Below are 19,131 nucleotides of genomic sequence, written 5' to 3' on the forward strand. Positions count from 1 at the left end.
GCGGGCTGCGAACCCTTCAGGTTGAGCCCGCGAAGCGGGCTTCGCGTAGCAGCGCAGGGCTTTAGCCCTGCGCCCCCAGCGCACGGGATGAAACTGTCGGGTAGCTAGGTCACTCGTCACTCGTCACTCCTCACTCGCATAAAAGGCCAGCACACCATGCTCATCCCCACCCTTGAATTCAACCTGCGCTCGCAGGCGGATGGTACGCTCCTCGTGGATGCCTACCTGCACTATGGCTCGGGTGGGATGACGACATGCTTCGCCGAGGCGGTTGCTCTGACGTTGGATCGGCAGGCGTTGTTGGCCCACACTCAGGATGCGCTGACCTATGGCTCGGAGTTGGGGCGTCAATTTTTTGCCGCTACCCCCTTACGTGAGGCGTGGCTTCAGGCGCGCAGCTTCGCCGCCAACGGCGATCTCCAGGTGTGTTTGCGCCTGCCCGCTACCGACCCGGCGCTGCACGCGCTCTACTGGGAGCGGCTGCGCGATCCGCAGGATGACGATCAGCCCTTGGCGCTCAATGAGCGGGTGCGTTGGGCACGCATCCTCGCCAGCGCCGATCTGACACCCTGCGATCCGCCGCCCCGTCCGGCACTACGGGCGCTGCTGCTGGTCGCCAACCCCATTGATCTCGCTAGGTATGACTTGGCTGAAATAGACGTGGAGGGGACGGTGGCGCGCCTCAAGCACGCCCTGGGCAAGAGTATCGCCGTGACGCTGCTGGGCGATCATCACGAGGCGCATGCCCGTGCGACGCTCCCTGCGCTGCTTGAACAGTTGCGCGATCCACAGCCCCTCGTCTTTCTGGTGGCCCACGGCACCACAACGCATAGCGACGGCCCCTACATCTGGTTGGAGCATGCCACCGGGCAAGCTCACCCCGTGCCGGTGAAGGAGTTGGTGGAGAGTGTGGCGCGCCTCAGCAGACGCCCGCAGTTGATCGTACTCGCCTCCTGCTACAGCGCCGCAGAGACCTCAATGGAGCAGGCGCTACGCGCCTTGGCCCCCGAGTTGGCCCGCCGTGCCGGCATCCCCGCCGTCTTGGGCTTCCAGGGTGGCCTTGCAATGGGTACCATGAAGCGCTTCTTCCCGCCGCTCGTCCGCGAGATCATGCGCGACGGCCAGATCGACCGCGCCGTCGCGGCGGCCCGCGCCAGCCTGGGCGAAGCCGAACCCTGGTGGCAAGCCGTTCTCTGGCTGCGCGGCGACGGACGCTTGTGGCAGCAGACGGCGCAAGCGCCCGCTCCCCCAGCCCCGCTCCCCCAGCAACCCATGTGGCAGCGCCCGCCACCGCCGCCAATGCAGGGCAACCCCTTTACGCCGGGCACTGTCTGCCCGGTGGAGCGCTTCATTGGGCGCGAAACAGCGGTGATCGAACTGGTCGAGAGCCTGCAAAACATGCAGAGCAGTTCGCTAGTGGGCGAAGCGCGCATAGGCAAGACGAGCCTCCTCACCTACCTCGCAGCCAAACTGCCCCGCCTCCTTGCCCCCTATGGCCGCTACCATGCCATCCTCTTCGACATGGGAAGAGTTACCGATCCCGCCCATTTCTATCGCCACCTCGTCTGCCACCTGCTGCCCCACATGCCCGCCGGGGTAGGCGACCAAGAGCAGCTACACGACCTGCAGCAGCGACTCTGGCACGAACCAGCGCTCTGCCCCTCTGCCGAACAGACCGTCGAGATCATCGAATGGGCCGCAGCAGGTCAACTACGCATCGTCCTGCTACTCGACGAATTCCGCGACATCCTCAAACGCCCCCAGCAGTTCGACAGCCTCTTTGCCGGCTGGATGCGCTCGATCTACTCAACGCGACTTGCGGCCATCATCATCACCACCCGCCAACCGCTGCGCCAACTCCCCGAACTCAAAGGCTTCTACATGCCCAACGCCATCAGCGCCATCCACACCCTCGACCGCTTCAGCGCCACAGAGTCCGCGCGGCTCGTGCGCCAGCCCCACGACCGCCCCTTCAGCCCCGCAGAGGTGGAACTCGCCCTCGCCGTGGGCCAAGACCACCCGCTACGCCTGCAAGCAGCGAGCGACCAGCTCTACAAAATGAAGGGTCGCCCCCTCACCGCCAGTCCGCTCCACACCCTCAGCGGCAGCCTCACCCCCGACGCCGCCACCATCCTCGCCCGCAAAGTGGATGAAGTCTGGCAAACAGTGACCTACCTAAGCGGGGATGGGGCGTGAGGCAGTTCCCCTGCTTCCTGCTCCCTGTTCCCCTGTTCCCCTGTTCCCCTGCTCCCTGCTCTCCTGCTCCCCTGCTCCCCTGCTCCCCTGCTCCCTGCTCCCTGCTCCCTGCTCCCTGCTCCCTGTTCCCCTGTTCCCCTGTTCCTCTGTTCTCCTGTTCCTCCCATGAACCCTCTCACCCTCCTCTACTGGCTCTTCTTCAAACCCCTCACCCTGCGCCGCTACGCCAAGGCGATCCACGAGGATCTCGATGAGGATCTACAGGTGTGGCAGGTGCGCGACGCCGTCGCCGCCGATCCGCGCTTCCAGGCGCTCTGCCGCGCCCGTCGTCTGCTGCTGCTCACAATGCCCCTCGGCGGCACGCTACTGCTCGGGGGCCTGCTCAGCCTCTTGCTGCCCGATGGTTTCAACTGGGGATCCGCCCTCTTGGTGGTCTTCGGCTGGACGCTGGGCAGCGCCATCAGCGATGGTTTGCACCAACGCTTCCCTGAGCGGGCGGGAGGGTGGACTGGGGGCTTTTTGCTCTTCTTGCTGCTGCTCTTTTTGGGAGGGCCACTCCTGGTTCGCTTCATACCCGGTTTAGATGGCCTGATTGCGGTGGTGTTCAGCCGCCTTCCCCTTGCTTTCTTAGCCCCAGTCGCGGATCAAATTTTTCTGATCGCCTGGGGCGTTGCCTGGGGCGTTGCCTGGGGCGTTGCCTGGGGCGTTGCCTGGGGCGTTGCCTGGGGCGTTGCCTGGGGCGTTGCCTGGAGCGTTGCCTGGAGCGTTGCCTGGAGCGTTGCCTGGATCGTTGCCTGGAGCGTTGCCGTGGGCGTTGCCGTGGGCGTTGCCGTGGGCGTTGCCGTGGGCGTTGCCGTGGGCGTTGCCGTGGGCGTTGCCTGGGGCGTTGCCTGGGGCGTTGCCGGGGGCGTTGCCTTCATCATCAGCTTCCTGCGCCTGCCCCTCTACCTCGTTGAACTCCTCTGGAGCATGTGGCTTAGTGGGCGGGCGCAGCGCGAGCCGGCGGCGGCGGCGCGCCTCTGGCGGCGTCAGCCGCTCCACTTTGATGAGGTGATCCAGTTGCCGCTCTATGGCCTAGCCGAGCATGTGGCGCTCTTGGCGCAGCGCGACCGCGCGGCGTGCCAGGCGGCGCTGGCCGATGTGGGCGCGTCGCTGCGCCAGGGGTGGGTGGTGCCCCAAGCGTTGCAGTTGATTGTGCAGGCGGAGTTGGAGCGCTCTACGACGCCAGAGCGCGTCGCGGGCTTTGCTGCGGCTGTGGCGTGGCTGCCCGCTGCCGGGCTGCCTGATGATGAGCAGGCGCTCTTGACTACGTTGTGCCAGGTGAGCCGCGCGGTGGCCGAGGGGCTGGGGGCCGCTACCTATACCGCCCGTGAGCATGGGCTGCGTGATCAGGTGGCGGTGGTGCAGCAGCAGCTTACGCTGCTCAACCGCAGCGGCGGACGTATGCTGGCCTATGCGGCGGCGCTCCAGAGTTGGGAGCGGTTGTTGAACGATGCGGCGCAGGAGCAGGCGGAGCAGTTGCGGCGCAGCGGCGAGCTGCCGCTCTACTATAGCCCAGGGAATGTGCTTGAGGCGGGCGCTCCCTCCTTCCACGGGCGTAGCGATCTCTTTCGCACGCTAGAGGATCTCCTAGCCAATTCCGCAATGCGGATCACACCGCTGCTCTTGGGCCAGCCGCGTACCGGCAAGACCTCGGCGCTGCAACAGTTTCCGCGCCGCCTGGGGGCGCGCATCATTCCCGTCTTTCTCGATATGCAGAGCCACGCTAACGCGGAAGATGCGGCGGGGCTGCTCCTCAGTTGCACAAAGGGTATACAAGAGGCGGCACAGAGAGCAACAGACCCCTTGGCTCTGCCGCCGCTACCTGAAGCCGAGCTACGCAGCGATCCCTACCGCTGCTTCGCGGAGTGGATCAGCGCGGTAGAGACGCAACTCGGAGCGCAACGCTGGCTCCTGCTGAGCCTCGATGAATTCCACCATATTGACAAAGCGGTAGAACACGGACGGATCGATGAGCGCATCTTCAACCTGATCCGCAGCCTCATCCAGCATCACCCGCGCATCGCCGTGGCGCTCTGCGGCACCTCAACGCTCAACGAGTGCAACCCCCACTGGCGCGAGGCGCTCAAGAGCGTGCAGAAGATCGCGGTGAGCTACCTCGATCCCGAAGATGCCAAGCGCGTCCTCAGCCAGCCCCATCCCAACTTCCCCCCGGGGGTCTACAGCGACGACGCGCTCGAGCATGCGCTCTACCTGACCGGCGGGCAGCCCTATATGCTGCATGCACTCGGCTACGCGCTACTCAGCGGCTACAACGCCGAACGGCGCCGCCTGCCCCTCGACAGTCCACCAGGCACCCCCTTCGGCCCCGAAGCGCTTGATGCCGCCATCCCCAGGCTCTTTGAAGCCAGCGACACCGGCCTCCACAGCATCTGGGAATGGCTGCTCAACATCAGCCCCGACCAAGCCGCCGCGCAGCAACTTCTGCACCACCTAGCCCGTGGCGGCACCCCCAGCACCATCCGCGACACCGCGCTGCGCGAGGTCTTGGTGACGCTCTACCTCGAACGCGAACTCCTCAGCGAAGGCGAAGACGGCCTCCACTTCCGCGTACCACTCCTCGCCCGCTGGATTGCGCGCCAGCGGCGGTGACGCGAAGCGCAGAGTTACAGAGGCTTTCACCACAGAGGCACCGAGCGCACAGAGTTTGCAGCGGAGCGAATGTCAATAATGACGCTAGCCATACTGTATACCTCTCTGTGTCCTCTGTGTCTCTGTGGTGAATATCTCTGTAGCTCTGCTCCAACTCTATAGCAGCGGTGCCACCTCCTCCGCAAAGATATGCAACGGCGTGTGATCGTAGGCAATCCGTGGGAAATAGGTGATAAAGTAATCAGCGCCAGCATCGCGCAGCGCGGCGAGGCGTTCAACCACATAGGCTGGCTCGCCCACAATCGCGTTGCGCTGCAGATCCTCAACGCTCCACCTGTAGGTCGCACGCACCGCTTCCGTTGCCCGAGTGAGATCATCTCCCGGCTTGAGGAAGACAATGTTGGCATTGGTAGACTTAATAATCGTCGCGTAGTCGCGGCCAACCGTGTCACAGTGCTGACGCAAAACGTCCCATTTGTGGCGAATGGTGGCCGGATCGCCCAAGACATTGGCCGCGTTCCCATACTGCGCCACCAACTTCAGGGTGACCTGCTCGCCACCGCCGCCGATCCAGAGGGAGGGATGGGGCTTCTGGACGCCACGGGGTTCATTGATAGCGCCATGGATCTGGAAGTATTCACCCTCAAACGTAGGCGTCTCCTCAGTCCAAAGCTTCACCATGATCTGGGTGGCTTCGCGGAACGCCCGCATGCGGTCGCGGGTTTCAGGGAAGCCATAGCCATAGGCGCGCCATTCGTGTTCGTACCAACCTGCCCCAATCCCGCAATAGAGCCGCCCGTGGCTCAGGACATCCACGGTAGAGGCGATCTTGGCGGCGAGGGCGGGGTTGCGGTAGCCAATGCAGGTAACCATCTGGCCCAACTTGACCCGTTTGGTATCGCGGGCAAGCGCCGCAGTAATTGTCCACGCCTCAAAGACCGTCTCTTGTTCGATGCGGGGCACAGTATGAAAATGGTCATAGACCCAGATCGAATCATAGACCGGCATAGCATCAACCGCAGTAGCAACACGGGTCATAGCCTCATACTTCTCAATCGGATCGTTCAGTTCCATGAGGTCGAGGCGCCAACCTTGGGGCACAAAGGTGCCAAATTGGAGAGCCATAATTCTTCCTATTTCCTACCCTAATTTATACCAATTACCCTTGAACATGCCGCCTCATCAAGGACACAAAAGCTCATTGGGACGCCATGTTCGGCAATCTGCAATCTGCAATCTACAATCTGAAATGGGATTAGGCTAAACGTCCCCCATCAACCGCCAGAGTAGCCCCAGTCACAAACGAGGCGCCATCGGAGCAGAGCCAGATGACGGCATTGGCAGCCTCTTCAGGGCGGCCCAGGCGACCTATGGGTTCAGCTTCGACAAATTGTTGCATGATGCGGTCATCACCGCCGGTAAAGGTGTCAATCAGGGGCGTATGGATGGTGCCGGGCAGGATGGCGTTGACGCGAATATTTTTGCGTGCATATTCGAGAGCTGCCGCCTTGGTGAGCCCTACGACGCCATGTTTGCTGGCGACATAGGCGGCAACACCGCGTGAGCCACTCTGGCCTGCGGTTGAAGAGGTATTGACAATCACCCCACCGCCCTGCTTGAGCATCTGTTGCAGCTCATACTTCATACAGAGCCAGACACCCTTGAGGTTAATATCAATCACGCGATCCCATGATTCTTCGGGGTAATCGGCAAGCAGCGCCTGATTCCCCGCGATGCCAGCGTTATTCAAAGCAAAATCAATCCGCCCAAACTGTTCCACAGCCGCAGCGATGAGGGCTTGGACTTGGGCAGCTTGAGAGACATCGGTACGTACAAAGAGGGCATCGGTATTCGCGGCGCGTGCGAGGGCAACCGTCTCATTGCCACCCGCCTCATCCATATCGGCCACGACCACCTTCGCCCCATGTTGGGCAAACGCAAGCACCGTTGCCCGCCCAATCCCCGACGCGCCACCTGTCACCAGCGCCACTTTACTCATAAATTGAGCCATAGTAACACCACTCCTCACATAGGGACACACTCACAGCGTATGTGTCCCCTGCATACACAGTACGCTCAACCATATTATAGCAAGCTTCCTCTGGTGTAGGCTAGATGACAATCTATTCATCAAAGCGTAACTTTCTGGTTGTTGGTACGGTTTACTAGTAGAGGGCGTATTTTTAGCTATCACTTTTTCTTCCCCGTTGGCGGCTTCGCCGTCAAAGGGGATGGTTTCATGCCACGTTACCGTTTGGAGGCATTCAGCGCATCCTGATGCCGCAAGCCTATTTTCTATTTTCTCGTTTCTGTATCCTTCACTAAGGTACTAAGATGGTGAATCCAAGCGCAACAACAGCCCAAGCAGAGTCACGCAACCAGACGGAAACCGAAGCGCAGGCGCAAGCAGTACCTACCTCAGAGGATGAGGAGGTACACTTCCGCCCGCAGCAGCAACGCGATATTGTTTGGCGTTGGCAGATGCGTCGCCGCGTGCGGCGGCGGGTAGCGTAGGCTACTCTATGCTATAACTTACCCACCACATGTCCAATGCTTACCTCTTCGACCGCAACGTGGGCTGGGGTGTTGACGAGGCTGACAATCGTGGCGGCAATCTCTTCGGGTTGCAGCATATTACCCCGGTTCCACTCGCCGGGCACGTTGTCCCAGAGGGATGTGTCGGTGGCGGCAGGAAGCAGCGAGGTGACGCGGATACCGCGTGGGCGCAGCTCTTCACGTAGTGAGCCGAGCAGCCCAAGGGTAGCGTGTTTCGCTGCGCTGTAGGCGGCCCAGCCGGGGAAGGCTTGCTTGGCTGCAATCGAGCCAATGTTGATCAGTAGGCTGCCACGGTGCAGGTGGGGCATGCTGTATTTACAGATCAGAAAGAGGCTCGTGAGTTGCACCCGCAGTTGCTCTTCCCATTCGGCAAGGCTAATCTGCTCGAAGGGCTTCACGAGGGCCGCGCCGACACTGTGGATCACTACATCAATCGCACCCTCGTAGGCCGCGTGGGCCATGAGCGCCCGCACATCGCCCTCTTGGGTTACATCACAGGCCATATCGCTAACCTGAGCGCCCAATGCAGCGGCAGCACCCGCTGTTTCGGCCAAGAGGTCACTAGAACGCGCTGCTAAAACGAGACGCACATCAGAGTTGGCTAAGGCCAACGCGCTTGCGCGCCCAATCCCACGACTCGCGCCGGTAATCAGGATGGTTTTTGGTTGAGTCATTGATGGTCTTTCTCAAAAGCTTAACGTCAGGTGTTTGGGGCGGCGAAGCCGCCCCAAACACCTGACGTAACTCTCTACTACCCCTCAAAGGAGCGTGGCCGACCGACATGAGCCATGAATTCAGCGCGGGTCTTGGGGTCGTCGCGGAAGATACCGCGCATCGCCGAGGTGACCATGCTGGCGTTGGCTTTTTTGACGCCCCGCATCACCGAGCACATATGCACCCCTTCAGCCACCACCGCTACGCCCATCGGTTCGAGCCGATCATTGATGAAGTCGGCGATCTGCACGGTCATGCGCTCCTGCACCTGCAACCGTCGGGCAAACATCTCGACAATGCGCGGGATTTTACTGAGGCCCACCACTTTGCCCTGTGGGATATAGGCCACATGCACCTGGCCCATAAAGGGGAGCATATGGTGTTCGCAGAGGCTCGAAAAGTCAATATTCTTCACCAACACCATCTCGTCGTAGCTCACACTAAAGATGGCATCGTTGATCAGCGCATCGGGGTCAACATGGTAACCTGCGGTCAATTCGGCGTACATCTTCGCCACGCGTGCGGGGGTCTTGAGCAGCCCCTCGCGTTCGGGCTGTTCGCCGATGCCAATCAGGATTTCGCGCACCGCATGCTCGGTGCGGGGGTCGGAGCTATAACTAACCCCCTCAAGCTTGCCGCGTCCACGCACGATCAGCGGCTCGTACTCATGCTCGTCAAAGTCGGCAACGGTATGGTGGTGTCCATTGGTATGGAAGCTGGGCATAGGGTTTTCCATTCTTTCAAACCGAGTGTGGCCCGGTATAGGTAAAGACATTCTTACGGGTCTCCCAGAGCTTGAGGTGGCTCAGGCGTCCCTCAAAGCGGGGCGCGAGTTCGTCCCAAAGGTAGACGACAATGTTCTCAGCGGTCGAGGGCTTGTCGGCAAACGCGGCTACTTCATGATCCAGATGGCAAAAATCGAGTTGGTCGAGTACGGCACGCACGCTGCGATCCATTGCTTCCAGATCGATCACCATGCCTGTTGCGGGATCGTGGGGGCCAGTCACACTCACTTCAAGCGTATAGTTATGCCCGTGGCCATTGGGGTTGTTGCACTTGCCATACACAGCCCGGTTCTCCTCAGCAGAAAGCGCAGGAGCGTGCAGGCGATGGGCGGCGGCAAAACTATAGGCGCGGGCGAAGGTGGTCTCCTCCGCACCATCATAGTCGGCCCAGAGGTCGGGTTGTTCGTAGATGCGCAGGTGGGCGAGGCGGGCGACGGTGGGCAGGTGAGCTGCGATCAGTTGCCAAAGGACGCGCACAAGATTCTCGGTGGTAGGAAGCTGATCCTTAAAATAGGGCGTATCCTCATTGAGGTGCTTGTGGTCAAACTCCTCCAGTACCTCATTCACCAACGCCTTCAGCTCGGTCATATTCATAACCATGCCCGTGCGCGGATCGAGGGTACCTGTAATGGTAACATCAAGGGTATAATTATGCCCGTGGCCATAGGGGCTGATACATTTCCCAAAGACGCGCTGATTCTCTGCTTGGCTCCAGTCATCGCGCCAGTAGCGGTGGGCTGCTGAAAACTCGAAGCGGCGAGTTGCGGTAAGCATAATGGTTTTCCTACATGGGTAAGGATATAGAAACGAGAAAATAGAAGATAGGTTTGTGGCATTAGGATGCGCTGCATGCCTCCAAACGGTAACGTGGCTTGAAACTATCCTTACCATAGTTATTGGTTGAGCATGCTCGATGCTTGGGTATTATACACCTTTTGCAAAGCTTTTGTCAATACCTTGCACATTACTCCTCTGTGGGAGTGCGTGGGAGGCGAAGCTTGGCTTCGACAGGCTCAGCCAGCGGCGGGGCGCAGCCCCAACAACCCCTAGGGATTTTTACCAAAATCAACGTTGATCATGATGAGAATGTGTTGCATCTCAGCAGTGCTGCCTTTATAATACACACTACCCCTAGCCAAGCACGCTTGGCTTATCGTGTGCCCCCCGCGACCTGCGCGAAGTCTGAGGCATGGCCCGTTCAACTCCCTCCCAACAACCCCAAGAAGATGATATCCTCAGCGCCTTGCTGACTAGTGAGGTGCCGAGCCGTTGTGGTCAGATGCGCCCGACCCGTCTGCGTTCGACTACGCAACAGCGTGCCGAGGCGTTGCGCGGTTTTCTTTTTCGTACCTGGGTTGATCGCGCCCTCTCGGTGGTTGAGCGTGTCCTGGTGGTGGCTGTCCTCGCAGCCTTTGTCTATTGGCTGGCCGATGGCTATGGGCGTGATTGGCTCTATGCGCGGAACGCAGCACATACTGCCCCCGTTGAGCTTGCTTCTAACGTAGCGGTGAGTCATGCCCAAACGCTTGAGACTACCGATCAACTTGGGCTGGCCCTGCCCTTCACACGGCCCGAAGATGGCCTTGAAGCCTCAGCCGATCTGCCGAGCCAGCGCGATGCTTTTTTGGTGCCACAGCCTATGCACGAACGTAGTGCAACGGCAACAACGGATCCGCGCCCTCAACGCCTGCATCTCCCATCCATTGATGCCTCAATGCGGGTTGATGAAGTCTTTTTGAGCAATGGTGTCTGGCAGGTGGCTGAATATGCTGCGGGCTACCACCACGGCACCGCGTTGCCCGGGCTGGTGGGCAATAGCGTCATCTCAGGCCACGCTGGGTTGCGTGGTGCCGTCTTCCGCGACCTTGGTCGCCTGAAGCCGGGCGATCAGGTGGTGGTTGAGACCGGCAATTGGCGCTATACCTACCATGTGCGTAGCCTAGTCAATGTCTGGCCCCACCAGGTTGAAGTCATGGCACCTACACCCACCCCAGTACTCACCTTGATTACCTGTACCAATTGGGATTTGCAACGCCTGATTGTTGTTGCCGATTTGGCAGAGGCCCATCCGCTCTAGGCAAGGCTTCGCCTTGTGGTTGGTTACGAACGAGGAGTTGATATGCAGTCTCCTAAACGGGGGCACCCGTCACCGCCCAGCCGTGGACCGGCGCGCTGGACGCCGTGGGAGATCACGCTCATTGTTGTCAGCGTGATCATGATCGCCTTTCCGCTCTACGCCGAAGCATCACGCCTGATCTTCGCGCCACCAGTGCCTGCTGCCGAGAGTGATCCGACTAACGGCGAGAATGGTGCGCCCACCAACGACGAGAATGGTGAACCAAGCAACGGTGAGAATGGTGAACCCGCCCCAGGAGGGGCTCCCGCGACGCCAGTACCACCCGCGCCTACTCCGGGTACCGGCGAAGGCAATGGTGGGGTTGGGCCACCACCCACCGATACGCCGGTTGTGATACCTACCTCTACGCCCCTCCGGGCCGATACGCCTACACCAACGTCGTCGGCAGAGATCCAACAGGCACCGACCCGTACCCGTACCCCAACGAATACGCCTGAACCTGCCGATACGCCGACGGCGGAAGCAACAGACGAAGCAACCGTGACACCCACGGCGGTCAATGGCGATGCGACGGTGACACCCACGGCGGTCAATGGCGATGCGACGGTGACGCCCACGGCGGTCAATGGCGATGCGACGGTGACACCCACGGCGATCAATGGCGATGCGACGGTGACACCCACGGCCATCAATGGCGACCCTACGCAGACGCCCACGGCCATCAATGGCGATGCGACGGTGACACCCACGGCCATCAATGGCGACCCTACGCAGACGCCCACGAGTGAACCTGTAACCCCATCGCCGATACCGTCGCCTACAGTTGAGGGCTTGCGAGTTATCAAGAATTCCTCGTTGCGCGAGGCTGCGCCTGGTCAGCAGTTTAGCTATAGTATTCAGGTTATCTCAACACGTTCCGGTACTTCACAGTTTACCTTGGAAGATGTGCTTGATAGCAATTTGGAGTTCTCGAGTGTTAGCACATCTGCTGGAAGCTGTTCATCTGGTCAGACTGTGCGTTGTACCCTGAATGTCTCTGCCGAAGAACCAGCGGGCGTGACGATCCAGGTACGGGTGCGTACAACCGTAGCCGCTGGTACGGTTATTCCCAATACTGCTTCAGTGAACGGGGCGAGTGCTTCGGTGAGTGTGCGCGTAAGTGGCGATCCGGTGCAGCCACCGCCGCCTACCAATACGATACCTCCCGATCAGTCGCCTATCGCAACGCCAGTGCCGGGTGTGACTGAGACCCCGGTGCCGGGTGCGACTGAGACCCCAGTGCCTCCGCCTACTGCGGAGCCGCCACCGCCACCCACGGCTGCGCCGCCGCCGCCGAGCGATCCGCAGCCGCCGCCGCCGAGTGATCCGCAGCCGCCGCCGCCGAGTGATCCACAGCCGCCGCCGCCGAGTGATCCGCAGCCGCCGCCGCCGAGTGATCCGCAGCCGCCGCCTCCAGCACCACCAGGTGCGCCGGCACCGCCGCCACCGCCGCCGACGGACTATCCGTTAGCGCCACCGGCACCGCCTGATCCGGGGGTGTTGCCAACTGAACCGCCGCTACCGCCACCACCACCGCCGCCGCCACCAGCGCCAGCGCCAGCGCCTCCGGTAGTGCGTCCCACCGCTCCGCCGCCACCGCCCCAAGTGGTGCCACCTGCCGTTGCGCCTACTCAAGCTGTGCCAACGCCAGAAGCTAGTCCCGAGGCTGAAGCAACAACTGCCCCCACGGTCATTAGTGGCATGGCCCGTGAAGGCGATCTCTTCTTCCGCATGGCCAGCGATTGGGGGAGCGCCTACCCTGGCCAGCAGGTCAACTATACCCTCGTGCTACGCAATACGCATGGTGGAGCTGCCAGTGGCAGTTTGTCTGGCCAGAAGGTGTTCTTCTTGCCTGTTGCTGACAATGCTGTCCTGGTAAGCCAAGTGAGCCAAGACGCAACCATGCGTAACCTTGCGCTACGTGTGGTGATGCCCGATAACCTTGAGGTGCTTGATGCGCGTGCCGACCGTGGGGCCGATCCTAGCTTGAATGGTCAAGAGATTGTCCAGCGCCTCGAACAACTTGCGCCCGGCGAAGGGGTTGAGTTGACCATTGCAACGCGCATTAGGCCCAACGTTGCGGCTGGAACGCTCCTGGTGGCTCAAGGCCAACTGCTTTATGACGGCCTCGCGCAGGCGCTCTTCTCTAACATCGTTTCGGTGCAGGTGGTTGGCTCGTTGCAACCCACGGTTGGCCAGTTGGTTACAGGGGTTCCCGCGACCGATCCGTCCCCCACGGCTACTGCTGCAACGGCAGTTGCAACCGAATCCCCGGAGCCTACCGATACGGTAGCAGAGCCAGTCGCCGCTGGGGCATCCCCAACACCAACCACAGCCACAGTCACAGCCACGACCGCCACGGCAGAACCTGTTGCTGCGGCTGGTGAACCGCCAACCGCTGCTCCGTTGCCCGATACGCGTACAGGCGTACCCTTCTTGGGCATTCTGCTGCTGGGCATGACGCTCTTCACGCGGACGTGGCGTTTGCACCGTGCCCGCGAGCGCATCTAATACCATTTACGATTGTAGATTGCCGATTGCCGATTGCCGAACATGGCGTCCCAAGATTAGTGGGGGAACATGGTTCCCCCACATCCCGGCAAGTGAACCCGTGCCAGAAACAATACAAGCGTATGGGAACTACGTTCCCATACGCTTGTACTATTTGGGGGGCATGCAGCGCATCCTGTGCCGCCAACCTACTTCCTATTTCCTACTTCCTAACCTCCTACCTTACGCGCTTCAGGGATGGCTTCCAGCCATCAAAAGCCAACCAGAGAACAAGTGCTAACAGCAGCCAATGCAATTGCTCACGGACGGCGAGGAGTACCTCGATTGCATATTGTGACATGGGAACGGCCTCATAGAGGCGCTGCATGCCGATGAGTGGCGCGTGGCGCAGTTGTTCAAAGATGGCGGTAAGCCCCAATTCGGCACCAAGGGTAGCGTAGAGTTGCCATGCAACTGCGAGCGAAAGCCCAACGGCAATGGCAGTGAGAACAAGCACGAGGGTACTGTACCATGGCTTGGGCTGAGGCTGAGGTGGGAGGCTAGGCATCAGCGGGGCACCTGGCACAAGGTTAAGCAGGCGCAGCGTCAGATCAGGTGGTGCCTCCCAGCGCGTTTCTTGACGTAGCAGCGCATCCAAGCCATCATCAGGATCACGGTTCGGTTCTTGGGGCGTTGGGTTCATTGCATTACCTCCCTGTGCCTCCAAACATCAAGCGTAGCGGTGCTGCTCCTGGGCAAGGACCACAATGTTCCGTCTGGTTCGCTTGAGCGATGCTATGTGCAGATGGAGGTTGTTCTTGTGTCTCCATAATTGCTGCAAGGCGCTCTTTGCCACGACGGATGTGGCTCTTCACCGTATTGAGCGGAATATCGAGGACGTCGGAGATGTCGGTATACCGCATATCCTCAAAGTAGTAGAGCGCCAACACGAGGCGATAGTGTTCTTCAAGTTGCTCAAGGGCTTGGCGTACTTGGTTACGCAATTCACGAGAAGCCAACGCTTGAGCCGGATCGCTCCAGCGATCTTCATCGGCCACACTCGCCATCTGATCGCTCTGCTCCTCATCGGGGTTAGGGGGCATAATCGGCACTTGGCGGCCACGGCGGCGCAACTCATCACGGCAGAGGTTCACCACCAGCCGATAGAGCCATGTGGTAAAGCGGCTTTCGCCATTGTATTGTGGAAGCGCACGGAACAAGCGGATGAACGCCTCCTGGGAAAGGTCAGCGGCATCCTCCGGATTCTTCAGCACACTCATCGCAATGCTATACACATAGTGCTGCTGCCCTAGCACCAATTGGGTCAGGGCGTGCTGGTCACCCTGTTGGGCCAGTCTTATCAGTTCACGCGATGGTTCAGCCACCGGTTTCACCCTTTCCTGGCGCTACGCGCCGTCATCATTCCCTCGTGGCTCTTAGTATTGCACATGGTAAGCCAACGGGCATCGCCCAAGGGGCAGATGGCGGGCCACGACTTTGGACTGAGTGCGCCCGGTATTAAGTATGACGAACACGGTAGGCTAAAGGTTGCATGTGGCTGGGAGAGGCGAAGAAACGAAGCAGCGGAGAGGCGAAGAGGCGAAGAGGCGAAGTAGTCTGTTCGCCTGTTCTCTGTTCTCCTGTTCTCCTGTTCGCCTGTTCCTCTGTTCGCCTGTTCTCTATTCACCTGTTCCTCTGTTCGCCTGTTCTCACCCCTACGGCACCGGATCGTGCCCTCCCTTGGCAAAGGGGTGACAACGGGCAATGCGCTTGAGGGTCAGCCAACCGCCCTTGAGCACACCATGCTTACTCACCGCCTCAAGCCCATATTGGGAGCAGGTAGGCGTATAGATACAACTCGGTGGCAACCAAGGCGAAATAGCCAACTGGTAGAAGCGAATCAGTTTCAGTACAAGCCAGCGCATAGGGAGGGGTTGCTAGGCGATCAAACGGGAAAAGACGGAGGGGTAACAGAACCCCTCCGCACAACCCTACGCCACGGTACCAACCAATGAGTACTGCCAAGCGGCAACTACTCAAGCGGTTCTTTACTAATGTTGAAGCTACAGGTTGATGCCCCTTGGGCCATACAGGAACACTGCTCAACAGCGAAGCGGCGTCCGCCGGAGACCCAAGCGGTAGCCTCTTCGATAATGCCACGGGCAATGTAGAAGACGGGGCCGGGTTCGGGGCGGGTGATGCAATTGGAGCAGCGGGTGATGTGATAGACGAACTGGCCGCGCTCCTCTTCGACATGGCTTGACTGATCGCTAAAGCGGTCAAATGTTTGGGCGGTGGCGTTAAGTACGATCTTCAGCTTCATGGTGATTGGCATCAGCTTGAGGGCCAAGTCGGCCATACCAAGCAGGGGGCCAAACTCTTTGAGGCCAAGCGTGAAGGCGACACGCCCCGCACGAAGCTCAAGGCCACGCGCACCGCGCGGCCCGTACATGGTTCCGAGCGCAACCGAGTACTGAGAGATCGCCTCAAAGGGAAATTCGCGTTTCAGATCGTTGGGTGGGTAGGCTTCGAGATACTGGTTTAGCTCAGCCAAACGCAGCAGAGCCTTAACGCCATTGGCGCCCATCACCTCTTCAAGCGACAGGAAGCAGAGACGACCGATCCTATTGGGGTAGTGCAGGCCGCGGAAGGCTTCTACTGAGGTCATGGGCTCTCTGGCTCCTTACACAGCTACGCAGAGAACGGCAGAATTGACGCTGCGATGTTCTATACTATACCAGATATTTGTTACCACGCGATCACGATCGTACCGTCTCCCAGACGAGGTGATCGAGTTGTGGTATGAGCAACTGCTCTAATGCCAACTGTACGGCTGCAAGCGAACCGGGTAGACAGAAGATGAGTGCTCCTTGATGCACACCAGCGGTAGCCCGCGAGAGCATAGCGGCTGGCCCAATCTCAGCGTATGAGAGCATACGAAAGATTTCACCGAAACCAGGTAGACGTTTGTCGAGCAGCGTCTCGATGGCGTCTATGGTACTATCGCGACGGGCAATGCCGGTACCACCGTTGGTAATGACCAGCTTGCAACCCTCGGCAGCGTAGCTCTTGACGAGAGTTACAATGACATCAGGTTCATCATGCACTACGCCATATCTTACCACATCATGGCCTGCTGCGGTGAGGGCTGCGCGAATGGCGCTCCCACTCGTATCGGTTTCGGGACTACGAGTATCGCTGATGGTAAGTACGCCACAGGGTAACGCACCGCTCCGTTCAGCTTTGGCTCGCTCTTCATGCTCTTGGTGGCCCATAGGTTCTGTACCATATCACGCTGATTTTTGGTATGTGCTATCGTACCACACGTAGGCAAGTTGTGGGGGCGCAAGCTTGCATAGGTGTGAAGCTACACCTTTTGGCTATTGCTGATGTTGCGTGGTTGCACGCTAATAATCATCAGGTAGCCAACCAGCATGACGCAGGCAATAAAGCCACTGACCCCAATCAGCCGGGGGTAGGTGCTTGGATCACTGAAGATGTTCAGCAGATCGTGGGCCAAAATGCGCGGGCGTAGAATGGCGTCCCACGAGTTCCAGCGTAGAAAGCGGCCAACATAGACGCCGATACCGCTGAGCCCGGCGGTAACTAGCACAACGCCCCAGCCTGCCAACCAACCATAGCGCGTCGCAATCAGTTCGGCCATAATGTGCAATGAGGCCACCCCCAAGAGCAAACCTGCCCAGGCAAAGCTGAAGAGAATGCCAATGTCGTACCACCAGACGAAGTGCATGCCGAAAATATGCACGATGTCGGTCAGAAGGTAGGGGGCATTGGGTAAGAAGAGGATCCAAAGTATGCCTATCGGTAGCAGGGTTAACCAAAGGCTGGTCTGCTTCCGCTGGACTACCCAGGCCATCCAGATCGCTGCACAATAGGGCAGCCAAGCCAAAAAGAGGTTCCAGATCAGAAACCAGTAGCCCTGATGACCCATGTAGTTCCGCCCCACCAGCATCCCGATTGCCAATAGGCTGGAAGCAATGCAAGGTAGCAAGAGGCGCACGCCAGAAAGATGAAGGATGCTCATTGGTGGTCTCCTTAATTGTAGATTGCGGATTGTAGATTGCAGATTGCGGATTGTAGATTGCAGGTTGCCATTCATGATTACAAAATAATGCGCGGTGTGCAATATCTTTTTTGTCATAACCTCGTTGGGGCTACGCCCCATGTGCATGAGGTTTCGGGCTGCTGCCCTAAGAAGCTGTCTGAAAAACTAGTGGGTACGTGTTGGAGTGCCGGCTTCAGCCGGCTGAAGCCGGCACTCCAACGCCAGTTCATAGACTTTTCAGACAGCCTCTAAAACCTGCGTTGGGGCTACGCCCCAAACTTCGTTTTTTGTTCGGTTTTGGCGGCGAAGCCGCCAAAACCGAACAAAAGGTTTTTTTGAGGGAGGCGAAGCCTCACCCAACCCCCGGATTGACGCATTGGCGAGATCGGGTAAGATAACGTTCACTATGCTTATCCGCAAACTCTTTCCTCTGCTCCAATGTCCGACCTGTCGTTCACGCGATCTGTTTGTCGAGGCTGCTGGGCTGCATTGTGCCGGTTGCCATACTGTCTATCCGATCCATGCTGGCTATATCGATCTCATGCCCAGTGGTGCTGCCTACGACTATGTCTCTAAGTATGTCACCGATGAGGCGGAGTTGGCCGAGGAGTTGGATTACCGCGAATTGGCCCCGGCGTTGCTCGCGGCGGGGGTGCGTGATCGCACGCTGCGCCGTTTGCTCGCCTTCCAGTCCACCGATGTGGTACTCGATAATGGCTGTGGGAGTGCTAAACACGCGGTTTGGAACGCAGACCAGGTTGGGTTGATGGTGGGCAGCGATCCCGCCACCCTCTTTGCCGATCAGGCGCTTACCCAGGTGGCACTCGCGCAAGCCGATTCGCGCAGTTTGCCTTTTGCCGACGGCAGTTTCGATAAGGCGTTCGCGATTGACATCCTGGAGCATTTCCCCCGCGAGGTGATTGATACCTACCTCGCTGAGAGTGCGCGGATCCTGCGCCCAGGTGGGCGCATGCTGGCCTTTTCAAACACCCGTGAGCTGTCACCGATCCAGCCGTTGATCAACATCAGCCGACGGATCGGACGGCTCTTTGTGCGTGCCGGAGTCTACGATTTTTCGCGGGAAGCACGGCGTAAATCGGATCACATCAAGGCGCTCGAAACCTGGGAGGATGTCTTGGCCGCCTTTGAGCGCGCCGGTCTGCGTCCGGTCAAGGTGATCTTTTGGAATAGCCTCTTTACCACCTTTGTTGAGCATATTGTCATGAAGCTGGGCGAAGCAGCCCTCGGTCGCCGCTCGCAGCCTGTGACGCAGGCCAAAAGCGCTGAGGCAACACCTCAGCCTGCTGGTGTCGCCCGCGAAATTCGCGCTCGTCGCCGTGTCCGTCGCCAACTGCGCCCTGGCAGCCCCGTCTACCTTGCGCTCAAGGCCATTACCCTGATGATGGAACTGGATCTCTGGCTCTTTGGCTGGATGCGCTGTGGTAGTTATTTTATTTTGGTGGAAAAGCCTCGTGTTTAGAAGCTGTCTGAAAAGCTAGTGGGCACGCGTTGGAGTGCCGGCTTTAGCCGGCTAAAGCCGGCACTCCAACGCCAGT

17 protein-coding genes are annotated in these 19,131 nt (G+C 59.5%); 6 read left to right on the forward strand and 11 right to left on the reverse strand.

The annotated features are described in order from the left end of the window. The first annotated feature begins 156 nt into the window (after positions 1–156). Together CJ255_RS16395 and CJ255_RS25115 are read left to right on the forward strand one after the other, a co-directional pair. On the forward strand, positions 157–2,196 hold the full coding sequence (locus CJ255_RS16395) for a CHAT domain-containing protein (protein ID WP_097645179.1): 2,040 nt from the start codon (positions 157–159) through the stop codon (positions 2,194–2,196). Positions 2,197–2,699: 503 nt separating this feature from the next. Continuing rightward, positions 2,700–3,152 carry a hypothetical protein gene (locus tag CJ255_RS25115; RefSeq protein WP_500681117.1) on the forward strand — a complete coding sequence of 151 codons (453 nt, stop codon included), beginning with the start codon at positions 2,700–2,702 and terminating at the stop codon, positions 3,150–3,152. A gap of 1,852 nt (positions 3,153–5,004) precedes the next feature. On the opposite strand, the gene CJ255_RS16415 is transcribed toward CJ255_RS25115, so the two are convergent. Together CJ255_RS16415 and CJ255_RS16420 are read right to left on the reverse strand one after the other, a co-directional pair. Continuing rightward, positions 5,005–5,973 (reverse strand): LLM class F420-dependent oxidoreductase, encoded by a 969-nt coding sequence (locus CJ255_RS16415; RefSeq protein WP_097645182.1) that lies wholly within the window; start codon positions 5,971–5,973, stop codon positions 5,005–5,007. A gap of 130 nt (positions 5,974–6,103) precedes the next feature. Next, positions 6,104–6,859: an SDR family oxidoreductase gene (locus CJ255_RS16420; RefSeq protein WP_097645183.1), complete on the reverse strand. Its 756-nt coding sequence runs from the start codon at positions 6,857–6,859 to the stop codon at positions 6,104–6,106. A 323-nt stretch (positions 6,860–7,182) separates the two neighbouring features. Between CJ255_RS16420 and CJ255_RS16425 the strand changes: the two genes are divergently transcribed. Next, the gene (locus CJ255_RS16425; RefSeq protein WP_097645184.1) at positions 7,183–7,362 is read left to right on the forward strand and encodes a hypothetical protein; all 180 of its coding nucleotides are present in this window, start codon (positions 7,183–7,185) and stop codon (positions 7,360–7,362) included. Positions 7,363–7,373: 11 nt separating this feature from the next. On the opposite strand, the gene CJ255_RS16430 is transcribed toward CJ255_RS16425, so the two are convergent. The 3 genes from CJ255_RS16430 to CJ255_RS16440 form a co-directional block, all read right to left on the reverse strand. Continuing rightward, complete coding sequence (locus tag CJ255_RS16430) at positions 7,374–8,078, reverse strand: SDR family oxidoreductase (protein WP_097645185.1); 705 nt, start codon at positions 8,076–8,078, stop codon at positions 7,374–7,376. 77 nt (positions 8,079–8,155) lie between these two features. Then, positions 8,156–8,842 carry a GTP cyclohydrolase I FolE gene (folE, locus tag CJ255_RS16435; RefSeq protein WP_097645186.1) on the reverse strand — a complete coding sequence of 229 codons (687 nt, stop codon included), beginning with the start codon at positions 8,840–8,842 and terminating at the stop codon, positions 8,156–8,158. A 16-nt stretch (positions 8,843–8,858) separates the two neighbouring features. Further along, positions 8,859–9,677 carry a 6-carboxytetrahydropterin synthase gene (locus tag CJ255_RS16440; RefSeq protein ID WP_097645187.1) on the reverse strand — a complete coding sequence of 273 codons (819 nt, stop codon included), beginning with the start codon at positions 9,675–9,677 and terminating at the stop codon, positions 8,859–8,861. A gap of 415 nt (positions 9,678–10,092) precedes the next feature. Here CJ255_RS16440 and srt point away from each other — a divergent pair, with 415 nt between their 5' ends. Both srt and tasC read left to right on the forward strand, forming a co-directional pair. Further along, complete coding sequence (gene srt / locus CJ255_RS16445) at positions 10,093–10,980, forward strand: dedicated sortase (RefSeq protein ID WP_097645188.1); 888 nt, start codon at positions 10,093–10,095, stop codon at positions 10,978–10,980. Positions 10,981–11,022: 42 nt separating this feature from the next. Next, positions 11,023–13,530, forward strand: coding sequence for a sortase-dependent surface protein TasC (gene tasC / locus CJ255_RS24715; RefSeq protein WP_124681977.1), 2,508 nt, complete (start codon positions 11,023–11,025; stop codon positions 13,528–13,530). Between the two features lie 217 nt (positions 13,531–13,747). Here tasC and CJ255_RS16460 read toward each other — a convergent pair whose 3' ends face one another. The 6 genes from CJ255_RS16460 to CJ255_RS16485 form a co-directional block, all read right to left on the reverse strand. Further along, positions 13,748–14,212, reverse strand: a complete 465-nt coding sequence (locus CJ255_RS16460) for an anti-sigma factor (RefSeq protein WP_097645191.1) — start codon at positions 14,210–14,212, stop codon at positions 13,748–13,750. Positions 14,213–14,216: 4 nt separating this feature from the next. Next, positions 14,217–14,894 (reverse strand): RNA polymerase sigma factor, encoded by a 678-nt coding sequence (locus CJ255_RS16465; RefSeq protein ID WP_097645197.1) that lies wholly within the window; start codon positions 14,892–14,894, stop codon positions 14,217–14,219. Positions 14,895–15,224: 330 nt separating this feature from the next. Beyond that, a complete protein-coding gene (gene yidD / locus CJ255_RS16470; RefSeq protein ID WP_097645192.1) occupies positions 15,225–15,434 on the reverse strand; it encodes a membrane protein insertion efficiency factor YidD in 210 nt (69 codons plus the stop codon). A gap of 107 nt (positions 15,435–15,541) precedes the next feature. Continuing rightward, positions 15,542–16,177, reverse strand: coding sequence for a 4-vinyl reductase (locus CJ255_RS16475; RefSeq protein WP_097645193.1), 636 nt, complete (start codon positions 16,175–16,177; stop codon positions 15,542–15,544). 91 nt (positions 16,178–16,268) lie between these two features. Continuing rightward, positions 16,269–16,784: a MogA/MoaB family molybdenum cofactor biosynthesis protein gene (locus tag CJ255_RS16480; protein WP_097645194.1), complete on the reverse strand. Its 516-nt coding sequence runs from the start codon at positions 16,782–16,784 to the stop codon at positions 16,269–16,271. 92 nt (positions 16,785–16,876) lie between these two features. Further along, entirely contained in the window at positions 16,877–17,671 is a 795-nt protein-coding gene (locus tag CJ255_RS16485; RefSeq protein ID WP_165774757.1) for a DUF1361 domain-containing protein, read from the reverse strand. Between the two features lie 310 nt (positions 17,672–17,981). On the opposite strand from CJ255_RS16485, the gene CJ255_RS16490 reads away from it, so the two are divergent. Beyond that, positions 17,982–19,055: a class I SAM-dependent methyltransferase gene (locus CJ255_RS16490; RefSeq protein WP_097645196.1), complete on the forward strand. Its 1,074-nt coding sequence runs from the start codon at positions 17,982–17,984 to the stop codon at positions 19,053–19,055. Positions 19,056–19,131 lie beyond the last annotated feature (76 nt).

Source organism: Candidatus Viridilinea mediisalina, from assembly GCF_002532535.1.
GTDB lineage: Bacteria > Chloroflexota > Chloroflexia > Chloroflexales > Chloroflexaceae > Viridilinea > Viridilinea mediisalina.

Coding starts and splice junctions, on each gene's coding strand:
- CJ255_RS16395 (WP_097645179.1), top strand. CDS start 157: ATGCTCATCCCCACCCTTGAATTCAACCTGCGCTCGCAGGCGGATGGT.
- CJ255_RS16415 (WP_097645182.1), bottom strand. CDS start 5,973: ATGGCTCTCCAATTTGGCACCTTTGTGCCCCAAGGTTGGCGCCTCGAC.
- CJ255_RS16420 (WP_097645183.1), bottom strand. CDS start 6,859: ATGGCTCAATTTATGAGTAAAGTGGCGCTGGTGACAGGTGGCGCGTCG.
- CJ255_RS16425 (WP_097645184.1), top strand. CDS start 7,183: ATGGTGAATCCAAGCGCAACAACAGCCCAAGCAGAGTCACGCAACCAG.
- CJ255_RS16430 (WP_097645185.1), bottom strand. CDS start 8,078: ATGACTCAACCAAAAACCATCCTGATTACCGGCGCGAGTCGTGGGATT.
- folE (WP_097645186.1), bottom strand. CDS start 8,842: ATGCCCAGCTTCCATACCAATGGACACCACCATACCGTTGCCGACTTT.
- CJ255_RS16440 (WP_097645187.1), bottom strand. CDS start 9,677: ATGCTTACCGCAACTCGCCGCTTCGAGTTTTCAGCAGCCCACCGCTAC.
- srt (WP_097645188.1), top strand. CDS start 10,093: ATGGCCCGTTCAACTCCCTCCCAACAACCCCAAGAAGATGATATCCTC.
- tasC (WP_124681977.1), top strand. CDS start 11,023: ATGCAGTCTCCTAAACGGGGGCACCCGTCACCGCCCAGCCGTGGACCG.
- CJ255_RS16460 (WP_097645191.1), bottom strand. CDS start 14,212: ATGAACCCAACGCCCCAAGAACCGAACCGTGATCCTGATGATGGCTTG.
- yidD (WP_097645192.1), bottom strand. CDS start 15,434: ATGCGCTGGCTTGTACTGAAACTGATTCGCTTCTACCAGTTGGCTATT.
- CJ255_RS16475 (WP_097645193.1), bottom strand. CDS start 16,177: ATGACCTCAGTAGAAGCCTTCCGCGGCCTGCACTACCCCAATAGGATC.
- CJ255_RS16480 (WP_097645194.1), bottom strand. CDS start 16,784: ATGGGCCACCAAGAGCATGAAGAGCGAGCCAAAGCTGAACGGAGCGGT.
- CJ255_RS16485 (WP_165774757.1), bottom strand. CDS start 17,671: ATGACAAAAAAGATATTGCACACCGCGCATTATTTTGTAATCATGAAT.
- CJ255_RS16490 (WP_097645196.1), top strand. CDS start 17,982: ATGCTTATCCGCAAACTCTTTCCTCTGCTCCAATGTCCGACCTGTCGT.